This is a genomic window from Kribbella sp. NBC_01510 (assembly GCF_045040325.1).
GTDB lineage: Bacteria > Actinomycetota > Actinomycetes > Propionibacteriales > Kribbellaceae > Kribbella.
The window spans coordinates 7133994-7149061 of sequence record NZ_CP109418.1 but is presented as its reverse complement, the minus strand read 5'-3'; the positions used below and the strand labels follow the sequence as shown (position 1 = coordinate 7149061).

Sequence of the window (15068 nt, the reverse complement as noted above, 5' to 3'; positions counted from 1 at the left end):
ATGGTGAGGTGATGATCGTGGCTGGAGACGAGAGTCCTACCGCGGCAGAGCTGCGTAACCAGGTCCGGTACCTGGAAGCCGAGGTCGCGGCGTTGCGACGTCGGCTGCTCGAGCACCCGGCGGACAGCCGGTCGCTCGAAAGCAGACTGTCCGAAACCCAGGCCTCCTTGGCGAGTGTCACCGCTCAGAACGAGCGGCTGGCCGACACGCTGCGGGAGGCGCGAGAGAAGATCATCGCCCTGAAGGAGGAAGTCGACCGGCTGGCCCAACCGCCGTCCGGATTCGGCACCTTCCTCGGACGCAACGAAGACGACACGCTGGACGTGTTCACCGGTGGCCGCAAGCTCCGGGTCGCGGCCAGCCCGTCGGTCGACCTGGACGCGCTCAAGCTCGGCCAGGAGCTGATGCTGAACGAAGCACTCAACGTGGTCGAGGCCTGTGACTTCGAGGTCGTCGGCGACGTGGTGATGCTGAAGGAGCTGCTGGCCGACGGCGAGCGGGCGCTGGTGATCGCGCAGGCAGACGAGGAGCGCGTCGTCCGGCTCGCCTCACCGCTGATGGACCAGGCCCTGCGGGCCGGTGACTCGCTGTTGCTGGAGCCCCGCTCCGGCTACGTCTACGAGAAGATCCCGAAGTCCGAGGTCGAGGAGCTGATCCTCGAAGAGGTCCCCGATATCGACTACACCCAGATCGGCGGTCTGAGCGGTCAGATCGAGCAGATCCGGGACGCGGTCGAGCTGCCGTACCTGCACAAGGACCTGTTCCTGGAGCACGAGCTGAAGCCGCCGAAGGGCGTCCTGCTGTACGGCCCGCCGGGCTGTGGCAAGACGCTGATCGCGAAGGCGGTGGCGAACTCGCTGGCCAAGAAGGTCGCCGAGCGGACCGGGGTGGACGGGCAGAAGTCCTTCTTCCTGAACATCAAGGGCCCGGAGCTGCTGAACAAGTACGTCGGCGAGACCGAGCGGCACATCCGGCTGGTCTTCCAGCGGGCCCGGGAGAAGGCTTCCGAGGGCATGCCGGTGATCGTGTTCTTCGACGAGATGGACTCGCTGTTCCGCACCCGCGGAAGCGGTGTCTCCTCCGATGTCGAGAACACCATCGTCCCGCAGCTGCTGAGCGAGATCGACGGTGTCGAGGGCCTGGAGAACGTCCTGGTCATCGGTGCCTCCAACCGCGAGGACATGATCGACCCGGCGATCCTGCGGCCGGGCCGGCTGGATGTGAAGATCAAGATCGAGCGCCCCGACGCCGAGGCGGCCCGGGACATCTTCTCGAAGTACCTGACCACCACCCTGCCGCTGCACGCCGACGACCTGAGCGAGTTCGGCGGCGACAAGGCAGAGTGCGTGAACGGGATGATCCAGCGCACCGTCGAGCGGATGTACACCGAGGCCGACGAGAACCGGTTCCTCGAGGTCACCTACGCCAACGGTGACAAGGAGGTCCTGTACTTCAAGGACTTCAACTCGGGCGCGATGATCCAGAACATCGTCGACCGGGCCAAGAAGATGGCGATCAAGGCCTACCTGGACGAGAACCAGAAGGGCCTGCGGGTGCAGCACCTGCTGCAGGCGTGCGTGGACGAGTTCAAGGAGAACGAAGACCTCCCGAACACCACCAACCCGGACGACTGGGCCCGCATCTCCGGCAAGAAGGGCGAACGGATCGTCTACATCCGTACCCTCATCTCCGGCAAGCAGGGCACCGAGCCCGGCCGCTCCATCGACACCGCCACCAACACCGGTCAGTACCTGTAAGAACACCGCGAACGGCCGCCGATCAGCCCCTGAGCTGACCGGCGGCCGTTCGGCATTCCAGGACTACCCGGCGACCCGCCGGCTGAGCGCGGCCAGTTCCCGGTTGAAGTGCTCGGGTTGCTCCAGGTGCACGGTGTGGCCGACTCCGTCGTACCAGGCGGCCTCGGCGGTCGGGCAGGTCGCCAGCACGTGTTCGGCCATCGCCGGGAGCACCACCGTGTCGGCGCGGCCGTGGGTGACCACGAGCGGCACTGTGAGGGTCCGCAGTACGTCGTCCTCGTCGATCTCGCGGGCCGCCAGGTTGGCCCGGATCCGGGCCGGGACGGTCATGCTCGCCGCGAGCAGCAGCTCTGTGTCTTCGGCCGTGAACGGGGTGGCAGGGAAGGCCTGGATCAGACCGCGTGCACCGCGGATGTTGGCCGGCAGGTCGTCGGCGATCAGGTCGGGGAAGTTGTCCAGGAAGCCGGGGCCGATCAGGGTGCCGTACGCCGCTGGACCGAGCCGGACCGTGCCGCCGACGAAGTCGATCCCGCCGATCCGGTCCTCGCCGTACGCTCGCACATAGTCGCAGATGACGAACGCGCCGTACGACCAACCGACTAGGACCGGCCGGTCGAGCTGCAGCCGCTCGATGACCGCCGCGAGGTCATCGGCCCACAGGCGGGCGTCGGTGTACTGCTCCTGCTCCAGCGGTGCCTCTGACATGCCGTGGCCGCGCAGGTCGTACGCGACGAGCCGGAACTCGCCGGCCAGCGCGCTCTCGTACTGCTTGCGCCAGCACAGATGGCTCTGCGACAGACCGTGGATGAACACGATCGGCGGCCCGTCCGTCCGGCCCCATTCGCGCACGTGCAGGCGCAGACCGCCACCGCCCGGCACGGTATGGATTGTCGGCTGCTCGATGACTGCTGTCATGGCCCCTCCTCGGCTCGTTCGGTCGACTCGATCGTGACCGTGCGGCGGCAAGAACGGCATCCGGAACGGGCTACGTATCCCTTCTCCGCCGCCTACGTAGCCGATGCGGCGTGATACTGACCAGATGAAGGCTCGCGCGAGCGATGTGTTCGTCGGCCGCGCCCGTGAACTCGAGGCGCTCGAGGGCGTACTGGACGCTGCCCGGACCGGCCGCGGCGGGACTGTCCTGATCGCCGGCGACGCCGGCATCGGTAAGACCCGCTTGACCGCCGAGCTGTCCGCACGCGCCCGGGACGCCGGCTTCGAAGTCCTGCTCGGGCGCTCGATCGACCTGGTCGGCACCGAGCTGCCGTACCAGCCGTTCGCGCAGGCGCTGCGTCCGGTCGGTGACCTTCCTCGGGCTGACGGCCAGCAGTTCCGTGTCTTCGAGAACATCCTGGGTCTGCTCACGGACCGGGCGGAGTCCGCACCGGTGCTGCTCGTGCTCGAAGACCTGCACTGGGCCGACACGTCCACGCTCGATCTTGTGGTGTACCTCGCGCAGTACTTCGACGACCGGTCGGTGCTGCTGGTGGCGACGTACCGGGCGGACGAGCCGTCGTCGAGTGAGCGCATGCTCCGGCTCGCCAACGGAGTACGCCGTTCGGGATCGGCAGTGCTCGTGGATCTCGGACCGCTCGACCGTGACGAGCTGGCCGCACTCGTCGCGGCGTACGACGTTCCGCCACGGGCCACCGCCAACGCTGATGCGATCGTGGTCCGGTCCGAGGGCAATCCGTTCTTCGCGCAGGAACTGATCGCCGCGGCCGGCGACGGCGGTCTGCCGCGAGGCCTGCGTGAGCTCTTGCTGCAACGGGTCGACCGGCTCGATCAGCAGGCCCGGGCGGTCGTCCGGATCGCCTCGGCCGCCGGCCGGGAGGTGGGATACGCGCTGCTGCGAGCGGTCGCGCTGATGCCCGAGCAGGACGTTCGCGCAGCGCTGCGGCAGGCGGTCGAGTACGGCGTGCTGGTCGCCGAGCCGACGGCGAGCAGCTTTCGATTCCGGCATGCACTGCTGGCGGAGGCGGTCTACGCGACTCTGCTGCCGGGTGAGCGCGAGGAGATCCACGAACACCTCGCTGAGGAGCTGGCGCGCACTGACGCGGCCGCGCCGGCTGAGCTGGCGCCGCACTGGGCGGCCGCGGGGCGCGCGGCGGAGGCGCTGGCGGCGTCGGTCGCCGCCACTCGCGAGGCGGTAGCCGTTGCCGGTCTCGCCGAGGCGCGCACCCATCTGGAAAGGGCGATCTCGCTGTGGCCGGCGGTTGCGAACGCGGCCGAGCTCGCCGGGTCCGATCTGGCCGGCATCTGTGCGTGGGCCGCAGAGCTCGCCGGCGAGACCGGCGAGGCGCCGCGGGCGGTCGAGCTCACGCGGCGCGCGATCGACCTGGCCGGACTCCGCGATCGGCGCCGGGCGGCGCTGCTGCAGGTACGGCTGGGTGAGTACCTCCACGGGGTCGGCAGCGACCTGTCCGGGCTCGCCGCGCTCGAGCGGGCGGTCGAGCTCGCACCGGCCGAGCCGCTGCCAGATCGGGCGTACGTACTCGCCTCGCTCGCCGGCGGCCTGATGGTCGCCTGGCGCCACGCGGCATCCGCACGGCTGGCCGAGGAGGCGTTGGTGCTCGCGCGTGACGCCGGGGCCGGCGAGGCATTGGTGCGGGCGCTGACTGTGCGCGGCGCCAGCCACGTTTATCTGGGCAGGACGGAGGAGGGTTTGTCCGACCTTGGCGCGGCGCTGCGGCTGGCCGAGGAGATCGGCGACCGGGTCGGGCTGGATCGGGTGTACACCAATCTGACCGATTCCCTGACGATGCTCGGTCGGCTACGGGAGTCCGTCCAGGTCGGCCGCCAGGGTCTGGAGGCGGTCCACCGGTACGGCATCGACAGCGCCGTACTGGTCTCGAATGTGATCGAGGCGCTGCTCGCGCTGGGCGAGTGGGACGAGGCCGACGCACTGAGCACGGCCGCGTTGCGATCGACCCTGGCGAGCTTCCCCTACATGCTGCTGATGCTTCGAGCCGATCTCGAGATCGGCCGCGGCGACTTCGCCGCGGCCCGGGAGCACCTCGACTCCGCGCTCGAGACCCTGCGTCCGGACCGTGGGCTCGGCATCTACGACGTTGACCTGGCCGAACTCGCGCTGTGGGAGCGGCGTTGGGCCGACGCCGCGGATCACACGAACGGGGCCTTGGAACGGATCGGCTCTGTCGGGGCCGCGCAGCTTCGGGTTTGGTTCTGTGCAAAGGGTTTGCGGGCACAGGCAGAGCTTGCCGCGGTCGCCAGGACCCGACGCGATGCCGCCGCGGAGCGGAGCGTGCTCGACCGCGCCGATGAACTGATCGCGCTCGCCCGCCGTGCTGCCGAGGACGCCGCATCGGTGACGCCGGTCGGCAGCGCCTGGTTCGGGCTGGCCGACGCTGAGTACCAGCGCGCCCGGGGCGTCGTCGGTCCTGAGCTGTGGGCCGACGTCGCGGGCCGCTGGGCAGACCTCGACCGTGTACCGCTCACCGCCTACTGCCGGTGGCGCCAGGCGGAGGCCTTGGTCACGGCCGGAGCGTCCCGGGCCGAGGCGAGCATTCCTGCCCGTTCGGCGTACGAGATCGCGGTCCGGATCGGTGCGCAGCCGTTGCGGCGCGAGCTCGAATTGCTCGCCGAACTGGCCCGCCTGCGGCTGGCAAACCCGTCGGCCGGGATTGAGCCCACCGAAGGTCTTGACGAGGTTCTCGGGCTGACAGGACGCGAGGCCGAGGTGTTGACCCTGCTGTCCCGCGGCTGCACCGACCGTGAGATCGCGGTGGCGCTGGTGATCAGCGTTCGGACGGTCGGCGTCCACGTGTCGCACATCCTGCAGAAACTCGGCGCGGCCAACCGGATCGAGGCCGCCGCGATCGCCCACCGGATGTCCGCGCCCAGCTGAAGGGTGCGACCGGGGTTTCCCCTGATTACGGGGAGGTGGGGGCGGGTTTAGCTTGCTGGTATGGCGACGGACGAGGTACGGAAGGACCTGCGTGCGGCGGTGGCCGCGCGGCAGGAGCTGGGACCGGAGTACGAGGCGGAGCTGATCGACAGCTTCCTGGAGAAGCTGGATGCACGCGCCGCCCAGGTCCCCGTCGCCGCGCCGGCCAAGCCGGTCAAGGAGAGCCGGGAGAGCGATCCGGGCGGTCTCGCGCTCGCCATCGTGTCGGTGGTCATGGGGATTCCGATCACCGCGATCGCGGCCACTCAGGAGGGCACGATCGCGGTGATCGTCTGCTGGGGTGGTCTGGTCGGGATCAACCTGGCTCGCTCGATCTCGCGGATCGCGGGCAGGCCGGACTACCGCCGGCGCTGACTCGTCCCGGCCCGGCTACCCCTTGACCGGAACCAGTTTGCCGGCGGCGTCGAACGCGCGGACCTCCGCCTTGAGGCGCTGGCCCACCGTGAACCTCCCGTGCGCCTGGACCTCCGTGTAGGCGAAGCCGCCGTCGACGACCCCCTTGGTCCACTCACCGGCCTTGCCGTTCAACACGTACCGGGCTTCGACTCTGGCGATATCCGGCCCGGCCCGGTAGATGGTCCACGCCTGCAGGGTGCCGAGGTCGTTCGTGAAGTCGGTGTCCGACCCGCCGAGCGCCACCAAGCCTCGCTCAGCCGTCGGGCGGGCGGTCCAGGCCTGATCGGCGACGATACCGACGCTGCCGACGGCGCCGAGCTTGGCGGACGGCGGCACGCGTGTCATGCAGAACCTGTACCCCAGCCTGGCGGATGCGGGATGACTGCCCGTTGAGTTCAGGGCCACCGCCACCGACGTCGTGCTGTCTTTGGTGATGCCTCGTACGTGGCGGCTCCAGAGGATCTTGACGATGCCCTTCTCCTCCGGGAACGTGCAGTCGCGGAGGAGCGTGGACGCGTCGCCCCGCGGCACCGCTCCGAGATCGACGCCGATCCTGGCGCGCGCCTGCGCCTGCGCCTGGGTCGGGGTCTGGGCCGGTGTGCCGGCGACTCCGGGATCGCTGGAAGGCTTGCCGGTGATCACGAGCGTGCCGGCGACCACGGCTGCCACGGCGGCGACGGCAACCACCGGCGCGACCCAGCGCCGGGTCGACTGGTCGCGCGTGGGCCTGGACTTGTCCATGACCCGGTTGCGGAGCTGGGACCGCTGGGACGAGGTCAACGGGGGGACGGGTGGCGGGTCGAGCCGGATGTTCATGAGAGCTCCTCGGTGAGCGCGACCCGCGTCAGCAGGTCCGGGAAACGGCGACGGGTGCGGTGAAGCCGGGCCTTGACCGTTCCGACCGGTACGCCGAGCGCGTCCGCGGCCTCGGCCATCGTGAGACCGGACCAGACAACGAGCTCGAGGGTCTCCCGTTCGTGCCTGGGGAGTTTGGCCACGGCACGACGGACTGCAGACATGCGGCGCTCGTCGTCCAGCCGGCGAGCGACCTCGGGGGCGTGATCGCCCTCGGGCGCCGGGTCGGGCAGACGATCCAGCAATTTGCGCAGCCGGCTCGCTGTACGGAAGAGGGTCCGGCACTCGTTGCTGGCTACCATCAGCAGCCAGCCGCGGGCGCTGGGCCCGGTCAGCGGGCCTGGTGGGTTGCGCTGGAATCGCCGCCAGGTGCTCAGGAACGTCGCCTGGACCACGTCCTCGGCAGTACTCCAGGAAGCGGTCCGCCGGAACGCGAAGGCGTGCACGTCGTCCCCGTAGCGGTCGAAGAGCTCGCCCAGCGCGAAGTGGTCGCCGGTGCGCAACCGCTCCCAAAGCTCCGGATCGGATCCCGTAGCCATGACCGGCTCCGTATCGTCAGTCAGGATGATCTTCACACCGGGTAATGACCGGACACCAACCCGATGGTTGCATCAGAGCGCGGCCAAGATGTCGCTGAGTCCGCGAACCACGGGCCCTCGATCCAGGCGTGGCTGTCCCAGCCCTGCGTGATCGTCACACCAGACTCCTGACCAGCGGGCCGAGCAGGGCGGCGGTGTCGGGCATGAAGGACCAGGTGGGGTCGTCCAGCTTGGCGACGAGGTCGGCCGGGGACATCCACGCGCCCCAATCGACCTCCTCCGGCTGGTGCTTCACCGGGCCGTCCCAGACGCAGCTGTACAGGTACGCGCGGTAGCGGGTGTGCTCGTCGGCATAGTCGCCCTCCGGCAACCGCACCAGCTCGGCACCGGTGATCCCGAGCTCCTCGGCCAGCTCTCGGACCACGGCGTCGTACGGGTCCTCGCCGGCCGCGACGACGCCTCCGGCGGCGAAGTCGTACCGGCCGGGGTAGACGTCCTTGGTCGGCGTACGACGGTGCACGTAGATGTCGCCGGCCGGATTCCGGACGAGTACGCCGGTGGCCGCGTGGCGCAGGTTGTCCCGGCGCATGACCGAGCGGGGCGCCGATCCGGCGACACGGTTGTCTTCGTCCAGGATCGCCACCATTTCGTCCACGGGCGCAGTTTCACACGTAACCCTGTGGACACGGCAACACCTTTAGTCGGCCGCACCGCGTAGGCTCGTTCGCATGAGTGTTCGGCGGATCATGGGAACCGAGACCGAGTTCGGCATCTCGGTGCCCGGCCAGCCCGGGGCCAACCCGATGCTGACCTCGAGCCAGGTGGTGAACGGTTACGCCCAGACGCAGCCGCTCGCGCGGAAGACCCGGTGGGACTTCGACGAGGAGCACCCGCTGCGGGACGCGCGCGGCTTCGACCTCAGCCGGGAGGTGGCCGATTCCAGCCAGCTCACCGACGAGGAGACCGGCCTGGCGAACGTGATCCTCACCAACGGCGCCCGGCTGTACGTCGACCACGCCCACCCGGAGTACTCCGCCCCCGAGTGCACCAATCCGCGCGACGTCGTGGTGTGGGACAAGGCCGGCGAGCTGGTGATCATGGAAGGCGCCCGGCAGGCCCGCCAGATCCCCGGCGCCCCGCCGCTGAACCTGTACAAGAACAACACCGACAACAAGGGCGCGTCGTACGGCTCGCACGAGAACTACCTGATGCGCCGGTCCACGCCGTTCGCGTCGATCGTGCGGCACCTGACGCCGTTCTTCGTGAGCCGTCAGGTGGTCACCGGCGCCGGCCGCGTCGGCATCGGCCAGGACGGCGCCGCCCATGGTTTCCAGATCAGCCAGCGCGCCGACTACTTCGAGGTCGAGGTCGGGCTGGAGACGACGCTGAAGCGGCCGATCATCAACACCCGCGACGAGCCGCACGCGAATCCGGACCGCTACCGCCGCCTGCACGTGATCATCGGCGACGCGAACCTGTCCGAGGTCTCGACGTACCTGAAAGTCGGGACGACGTCGCTCGTGCTGTCGATGATCGAGGACGGCTGGCTGACCGACGACCTCGGCGTCGACCGCCCGGTCAGCACGCTGCACGAGGTCAGCCACGACCCGACCTGCACACACCTGTTGACGCTCAAGGACGGCCGCAAGCTGACCGCGGTCCAGTTGCAGACGGAGTACCTCGAGCAGGCCCGCAAGTACGTCGAGGACAAGTACGGCGACGACGCGGATCGGCAGACCAAGGACGTGCTGCACCGCTGGGAGCAGGTGCTCGACCAGCTCGCCACCGACCCGATGAAGCTGGCCGACCAGCTCGACTGGGTGGCGAAGTACAAACTGCTCCAGTCGTACCGCGACCGCGACGGCCTGGACTGGGACGACTCGAAGCTCCATCTCGTCGACCTGCAGTACGCCGACCTGCGCCCGGACAAGGGTCTTTACTACAAGTTGGTGAAGGCCGGCCGGATGCAGCGGCTGGTGTCCGACGAGGAGATCCGGATGGCGGTCTCGCACCCGCCGACCGATACCCGGGCGTACTTCCGCGGCCGCTGCATGCAGCAGTACGCGCCGCAGGTGGCGGCCGCCTCCTGGGACTCGGTGATCTTCGATCTGCCCGGCAAGGAGTCGCTGCAGCGGATCCCGACGCTGGACCCGCTGCGGGGTACGAAAGCGCATGTCGGGGCACTTCTTGACCAATGCGACACCGCGAGTGACCTGGTTCGCACCATCACTGGGGGTGCCGCCGGGTAGGGTCGCTGTAGAAGGGTCGGTTGGGCGGCCTTTCCAGCGGTTCTAGGAGGTGTGTGGCCATGGCGAAGGACGGCGGTCAGCAGCACAAGCAGCCGAAGCGTTCGTCGACCGAGGAAGAGGTCGAACAGGTCGAGGCGTCGGAAGACGCCCAGGAGCGCAAGGAGCGGCTCGACGACGACGTCGACTCGATCCTCGACGAGATCGACGAGGTGCTCGAGGAGAACGCCGAGGAGTTCGTCCGCGGATTCGTGCAAAAGGGTGGGGAGTGAACCGCTCGATGACTTTTGATGCCTCCGGCCGGTTGCCGGAAGCCTTCCTGATCCCAGGTGGCTCGTCGTTCATGGACTTCCTGGCCGGGCACGCGCCCGACCTGTTGCCGGGACGGCGCAGCCTGGGATCGGCCGACTTTTCCGCCGACGTCCCGCACGGTACGACGATCGTCGCGGCCACCTTCCCCGGTGGCGTGGTGATGGCCGGCGACCGGCGGGCCACGATGGGCAACATCATCGCCCAGCGTGACATCGAGAAGGTGTTCCCCGCCGACGAGTACTCCGCGGTCGCGTTCGCGGGCACCGCCGGCTTCGGGATCGAGATGGTCCGGCTGTTCCAGGTGGAGCTGGAGCACTACGAGAAGCTCGAGGGCGCGACCCTCAGCCTGGACGGCAAGGCCAACCGGCTGAGCGCGCTGATCCGGGGCAACCTCTCGATGGCGCTGCAGGGCCTGACCGTGGTGCCGCTGTTCGCGGGCTACGACCCGGACATCAAGGGCGGCCGGATCTTCTCCTACGACCCGACCGGCGGGCGCTACGAGGAGCACCACTTCCACAGCGTCGGCTCGGGCTCGGTGTTCGCCCGCGGCGCGCTGAAGAAGCTCTACCGCGAGGACAGCTCGGTGACCGACTGCGTCACGGCCGTGATCCAGTCCCTGATCGACGCCGCCGACGACGACTCGGCGACCGGCGGTCCGGACATGCTGCGGCGAATCTTCCCGGTGGTCGGTGTGGTCACCGCGGACGGCTACCGGCGGATGCCGGAGGACGAGGTCGCCGCGATCGTCGACGCGGCCTGGGCCGAGCGCCACAATCGTCCGGACGGCCCGGCTTCGGCATCCCTGACCTGACCTTGATCCCGATCGACTGATAGAGGACGACACCTTCGATGAGCGTTCCGTTCTACGTCTCGCCCGAACAGCTGATGCGGGACCGGGCCGACTTCGCCCGCAAGGGCATCGCCAAGGGCCGCAGCGCGATCGCCCTGCAGTACGCCGACGGCATCCTGTTCGTCGCGGAGAACCGCTCGCCCGCGCTGCACAAGGTGGCCGAGATCTACGACCGGATGGCGTTCGCCGCCGTCGGCCGGTACAACGAGTTCGAGAACCTGCGGATCGCCGGCGTCCGGCTGGCCGACATGCGCGGGTACTCCTACGACCGGCGCGACGTCACCGGCCGGGCGCTGGCCAACGCGTACGCGCAGACCCTCGGTGCGATCTTCTCCTCCGGCGGTGAGAAGCCGCTCGAGGTGGAGATCCTGGTCGCCGAGGTCGGCACCAGCACGGCCGAGGACCAGATCTACCGGCTCACCTACGACGGCTCGATCGCGGACGTCCGCGGGTACGCCGTGATGGGTGGACCGGCCGAGCAGGTCGCGGACTACGTCGGCGAGCACTTCAAGGAGGGCATCTCGCTGGCCGGCGCGCTCCGGCTGGCCGTGGATGCGCTCGGCCACGACGGCACCGAGGTCCGCCAGTTGACCCCGGATCAGATCGAGGTCGCCGTCCTGGACCGGACCCGGACCCAGGTGCGCAAATTCAAGCGGATCTCCGAGGAGACGCTGGCGCGCATCCTGTCCGAGTCCAGCCCGGACAAGACTCCCACTGAGCCTGTCGAGGCGAAGCCTGCTGAGGACGCCACGCCGGCTTCCTCGGCCGACGACAGCCCGGTCGGGCCGGCGGACGACGACGTACCTATCGCGCCACCTGAGGAGCCGGACGACAACCGGCCGCTGTGAGCGAGTCAGCTGAAGGTTCAGCCGCCGCGGACTCCGCGGCGGCTGACCTGTCTCGTCCCGGCGATCCGCAGCCGTGGGAGTTGCTCGGCGAGGAGCCTGGGTTCCACCGGTTCCTGACCGTGAACCTTCGGCGCTACCGGCTGCCCGACGGGCGCGAGGTGGAGTGGGACGTGTTCGGCCCGAAGTCCGCCGAGGGCATCACGGCGGGCATCACTGTCCTGCCGCTGACCCCCGAGGGCCGGATCGTGACCGTCCGGATGTTCCGGGCCGGACCGGATCGAATCGTCACGAACCTTCCCGGCGGGCTGGTCGAGCCGGGGGAGGACCCGGCGCTGGCCGGCGCGCGGGAGCTCGAGGAAGAGACCGGGTACACCTGTGAGTCGCTCGACCTGGTCGGCTGGCAGTGGTCGTCCGCGTCCTCGATCTATCGCAAGTACGTCGCGATCGCGCGCGGCTGCCGTCCGGACGGGAAGCAGGCGCTGGACGAGACGGAGGACTGTGTCCCGGTCGAGCTGACGGTGGACGCGTTCCGCACCGAGCTCCGGACTCCTGGTGCGATGACGGGAATCGATGCCGCGTACCTCGCTCTCGACCACGCCGGACTTCTCTGAAAGCTTGGGATCGTGACTCCAGAACCGCAGCAGACCACCCGCCGCGACGACGGCTTCGACCTCGGCGACACGATCGGGCTGGTGCACGGTCCGACCACTGACCCGGACGCCGAGCGCGTCGTCCGCGAGACCCTGACGCGCGCCGGCGTACAGACGATCATCGACGGAGAAGCGGCCGTCACGATCCGGTTGGGCGGAGGCGGCCTCGACGTGCAGACCGCTGAAGGGCTGCCGGCCGAGGGGTACGTCGTTGCCGTCGGGAGCAATCAGGTCGTGCTCGAGGGCGTCGACGGGCGCGGTACTTTCTATGCCGCGCAGACCTTCGCACAACTTGTCCAGGGCAACCACCTGGACGGCGTGGAGATCCGCGACTGGCCGACGATGCGGTACCGCGGCTCGATCGAAGGCTTCTACGGTACGCCGTGGTCGCACGCGGACCGGCTCGACCACCTGGACTACCTCGGCGCGCACCGGATGAACACGTACCAGTACGCCCCGAAGGACGACCTGTACCACCGCGAGCAGTGGCGCGACCCGTACCCGGCCGACAAGCTGGCCGAGCTCGGCGAGCTGATCGAGCGCTCGCTGCGGAACAAGGTCGACTTCACCTTCGCGCTCTCGCCCGGCCTCTCGATCCGCTACACCGACGACACCGAGTTCCAGGCGCTGATCGCCAAGTTCGAGGCGCTCTACGAGCTCGGCGCGCGGGCGTTCAACGTGCCACTGGACGACATCGAGTACGAGAAGTGGCACTGCGCCGAGGACGAGGAGAAGTACGGCGCCGGTGGTGGCGGGGCCGGGAGGGCGCAGAGCGACCTGCTGAACCGGATCCAGCGCGAGTGGGTGGCGACCAAACCGGATCTCGCCCCGCTGCAGATGGTGCCGACTGAGTACTACGACGTGACCGAGTCGCCGTACAAGCAGGCGCTCCGGGAGCAGTTGGACAGCGCGGTCGTCGTGCACTGGACCGGGATCGGTGTCGTCCCGCACTCGATCACGAGCGCACAAGCGGCCGAGGCGAAGGCGGTGTTCGGGCACGACATCCTGATCTGGGACAACTATCCGGTCAACGACTACGCGCACGGCCGGATCCTGCTCGCGGACTACAGCAACCGCGAGCCCGGCCTGGCCGACCAGGTCGTCGGCGTGATCTCGAACCCGATGAACCAGGCCGGGGCCAGCAAGCTCGCGCTCTACTCGTTCGCGGAGTTCGGCTGGAATCCGGCGACGTACGACCAGCAGGCGTCGTGGCGTCGCGCGATCGCCGAGCGGGCCTCCGGCGACCCGGAGACGATCGCCGCGCTCGAAGTCTTCGCCGATCTGACGACCTACGACGGGAAGCTGCACCTGGCGAACGCGCCGGTGCTGGCCGCGAAGATCGCCGAATTCTGGGCGACCTGGGAGGGCGGCGACCTGGCCGGCGCGATCGCGGAGCTCGAGCCGTACTTCGAGGCGATCGAGAACGCTCCGGCGCAGATCCGCGCTGGAGTGTCCGACCCGTCCTTCGCCGACGAGACCGATGCCTGGCTCGACGCGAGCTTCTACTGGGGTCAGGCGCTCCGCGAGGCCCTCCGCGTCCTCGAAGCAGGAGCCGAGGGCAACAGCTCGGACGTCGCCACCAGCCAGGCCCAGATCAACCACCTGGTCACCCAGGCCGAGGAGATCCGCGACATCCGCCTCCCGCACTCCCAGACCTACCCCCGCATCGGCGACGGTGTCGCCGACACGTTCATCGCCGAGGTGACCGCCCGGGTATCCTGACCGGTGGGCCGCGACTGGCGTTGAGGTGGGTAACCACCGGGGAACGGCCTGCCGGAGATCCGGCTGCGCCGCGCGCCTGGGCATCTGACCTGTTGTCGACGCCCGAAGGAGTGCGCGCATGACCACCGCCGAACTGATGACCGGGACCCACCTCGCCGCGGAGATCGTGGCTCACGCCGCCGCCAGGGCGAAGGCCCTGCAGGAGAAGACCGGCGTGCAGCCGTGTCTGGCGACGGTGCTGGTGGGCGATGACCCCGCGTCGGCGACGTACGTGCGGATGAAGCAGAACCGGTCGAAGAAGGCCGGCATCGCGTCGCGGAGCGTCGTACTGCCCGCGGAGACGACCACCGACGAACTGGTCACCGAGATTCACAAGCTCTCCAGCGACCCGGCGGTGCACGGGATCCTGCTGCAGCACCCGGTGCCGGCGCAGATCGACGAGCGGGCCGCGTTCGAGGCGATCGATCCGGCCAAGGATGTCGACGGCGTGACGATGCGGTCGTTCGCCGCGATGGCGTTCGGCGATCCCGGGTTCCGGTCCGCGACGCCCGGCGGGATCATGCGCCTGCTCGAGGCGTACGACGTACCGATCGCCGGCGCGCACGCGGTCGTGATCGGCCGCAGCCCGATTCTCGGCAAGCCGGTCGGGATGTTGCTGCTGGCATCGAACGCGACCGTCACCTACACGCACTCGCGGACCGTCGGCCTGCCGGAGATCGTCCGGACCGCGGACATCGTGGTGGCGGCGGTCGGCAAGCCGAACTTCGTCCGCGGCGACTGGCTGAAGCCGGGAGCGGTCGTGGTCGACGCCGGGTACAACGAGGGCAACATCGGCGACGTGCATTTCGAGGAGGCGGCCCAGGTCGCCCGCCTGATCACGCCGGTCCCGGGCGGCGTCGGACCGATGACGATCGCCCTCCTGCTGGAGCAGGCCGTCGACGCCGCCGAGGCTCAGGCGGGCTGAG

General features: G+C 69.3%; 14 protein-coding genes and 1 riboswitch. Of the genes, 10 read left to right on the top strand and 4 right to left on the bottom strand.

Annotated elements, in window-relative coordinates; genetic code table 11:
- Positions 1-11 precede the first annotated feature (11 nt).
- Positions 12-1757, top strand: coding sequence for a proteasome ATPase (gene arc / locus OG558_RS35290; RefSeq protein WP_329476840.1), 1746 nt, complete (start codon positions 12-14; stop codon positions 1755-1757).
- A 63-nt stretch (positions 1758-1820) separates the two neighbouring features.
- On the opposite strand, the gene OG558_RS35285 is transcribed toward arc, so the two are convergent.
- The gene (locus tag OG558_RS35285) at positions 1821-2672 is read right to left on the bottom strand and encodes an alpha/beta fold hydrolase (RefSeq protein WP_405066855.1); all 852 of its coding nucleotides are present in this window, start codon (positions 2670-2672) and stop codon (positions 1821-1823) included.
- A gap of 124 nt (positions 2673-2796) precedes the next feature.
- On the opposite strand from OG558_RS35285, the gene OG558_RS35280 reads away from it, so the two are divergent.
- Both OG558_RS35280 and OG558_RS35275 read left to right on the top strand, forming a co-directional pair.
- The gene (locus OG558_RS35280; RefSeq protein ID WP_405066854.1) at positions 2797-5625 is read left to right on the top strand and encodes an AAA family ATPase; all 2829 of its coding nucleotides are present in this window, start codon (positions 2797-2799) and stop codon (positions 5623-5625) included.
- Between the two features lie 60 nt (positions 5626-5685).
- A complete protein-coding gene (locus tag OG558_RS35275; protein WP_405066853.1) occupies positions 5686-6039 on the top strand; it encodes a hypothetical protein in 354 nt (117 codons plus the stop codon).
- Between the two features lie 15 nt (positions 6040-6054).
- Here the strand turns inward: OG558_RS35275 and OG558_RS35270 are convergent, their stop codons facing one another.
- The 3 genes from OG558_RS35270 to OG558_RS35260 all read right to left on the bottom strand — a co-directional run bounded on the left by OG558_RS35270 (position 6055) and on the right by OG558_RS35260 (position 8121).
- The gene (locus OG558_RS35270; RefSeq protein ID WP_405066852.1) at positions 6055-6897 is read right to left on the bottom strand and encodes a hypothetical protein; all 843 of its coding nucleotides are present in this window, start codon (positions 6895-6897) and stop codon (positions 6055-6057) included.
- Complete coding sequence (locus OG558_RS35265) at positions 6894-7475, bottom strand: RNA polymerase sigma factor (protein WP_405066851.1); 582 nt, start codon at positions 7473-7475, stop codon at positions 6894-6896. The genes OG558_RS35270 and OG558_RS35265 overlap by 4 nt, the downstream gene beginning before the upstream one ends.
- Before the next feature lie 154 nt (positions 7476-7629).
- Positions 7630-8121: an NUDIX domain-containing protein gene (locus OG558_RS35260; RefSeq protein WP_329484912.1), complete on the bottom strand. Its 492-nt coding sequence runs from the start codon at positions 8119-8121 to the stop codon at positions 7630-7632.
- A gap of 82 nt (positions 8122-8203) precedes the next feature.
- On the opposite strand from OG558_RS35260, the gene dop reads away from it, so the two are divergent.
- The 7 genes from dop (at position 8204) to OG558_RS35225 (ending at position 15067) form a co-directional block, all read left to right on the top strand.
- A complete protein-coding gene (gene dop, locus OG558_RS35255) occupies positions 8204-9724 on the top strand; it encodes a depupylase/deamidase Dop (protein WP_405066849.1) in 1521 nt (506 codons plus the stop codon).
- A 59-nt stretch (positions 9725-9783) separates the two neighbouring features.
- Entirely contained in the window at positions 9784-9993 is a 210-nt protein-coding gene (locus tag OG558_RS35250) for a ubiquitin-like protein Pup (RefSeq protein ID WP_328520636.1), read from the top strand.
- A gap of 8 nt (positions 9994-10001) precedes the next feature.
- The gene (prcB, locus tag OG558_RS35245; protein WP_329476854.1) at positions 10002-10844 is read left to right on the top strand and encodes a proteasome subunit beta; all 843 of its coding nucleotides are present in this window, start codon (positions 10002-10004) and stop codon (positions 10842-10844) included.
- A gap of 38 nt (positions 10845-10882) precedes the next feature.
- Positions 10883-11731 carry a proteasome subunit alpha gene (gene prcA / locus OG558_RS35240; RefSeq protein WP_405066848.1) on the top strand — a complete coding sequence of 283 codons (849 nt, stop codon included), beginning with the start codon at positions 10883-10885 and terminating at the stop codon, positions 11729-11731.
- Positions 11728-12342 (top strand): NUDIX hydrolase, encoded by a 615-nt coding sequence (locus OG558_RS35235; RefSeq protein ID WP_405066847.1) that lies wholly within the window; start codon positions 11728-11730, stop codon positions 12340-12342. Before prcA ends, OG558_RS35235 begins: the two co-directional genes overlap by 4 nt.
- A gap of 12 nt (positions 12343-12354) precedes the next feature.
- Positions 12355-14103 (top strand): beta-N-acetylglucosaminidase domain-containing protein, encoded by a 1749-nt coding sequence (locus tag OG558_RS35230; RefSeq protein ID WP_405066846.1) that lies wholly within the window; start codon positions 12355-12357, stop codon positions 14101-14103.
- A riboswitch (ZMP/ZTP riboswitch) is annotated at positions 14104-14192 on the top strand. It begins immediately after the preceding gene.
- 29 nt (positions 14193-14221) lie between these two features.
- Positions 14222-15067: a bifunctional 5,10-methylenetetrahydrofolate dehydrogenase/5,10-methenyltetrahydrofolate cyclohydrolase gene (locus tag OG558_RS35225; protein ID WP_405066845.1), complete on the top strand. Its 846-nt coding sequence runs from the start codon at positions 14222-14224 to the stop codon at positions 15065-15067.
- The last annotated feature ends 1 nt before the right edge of the window (position 15068 follow it).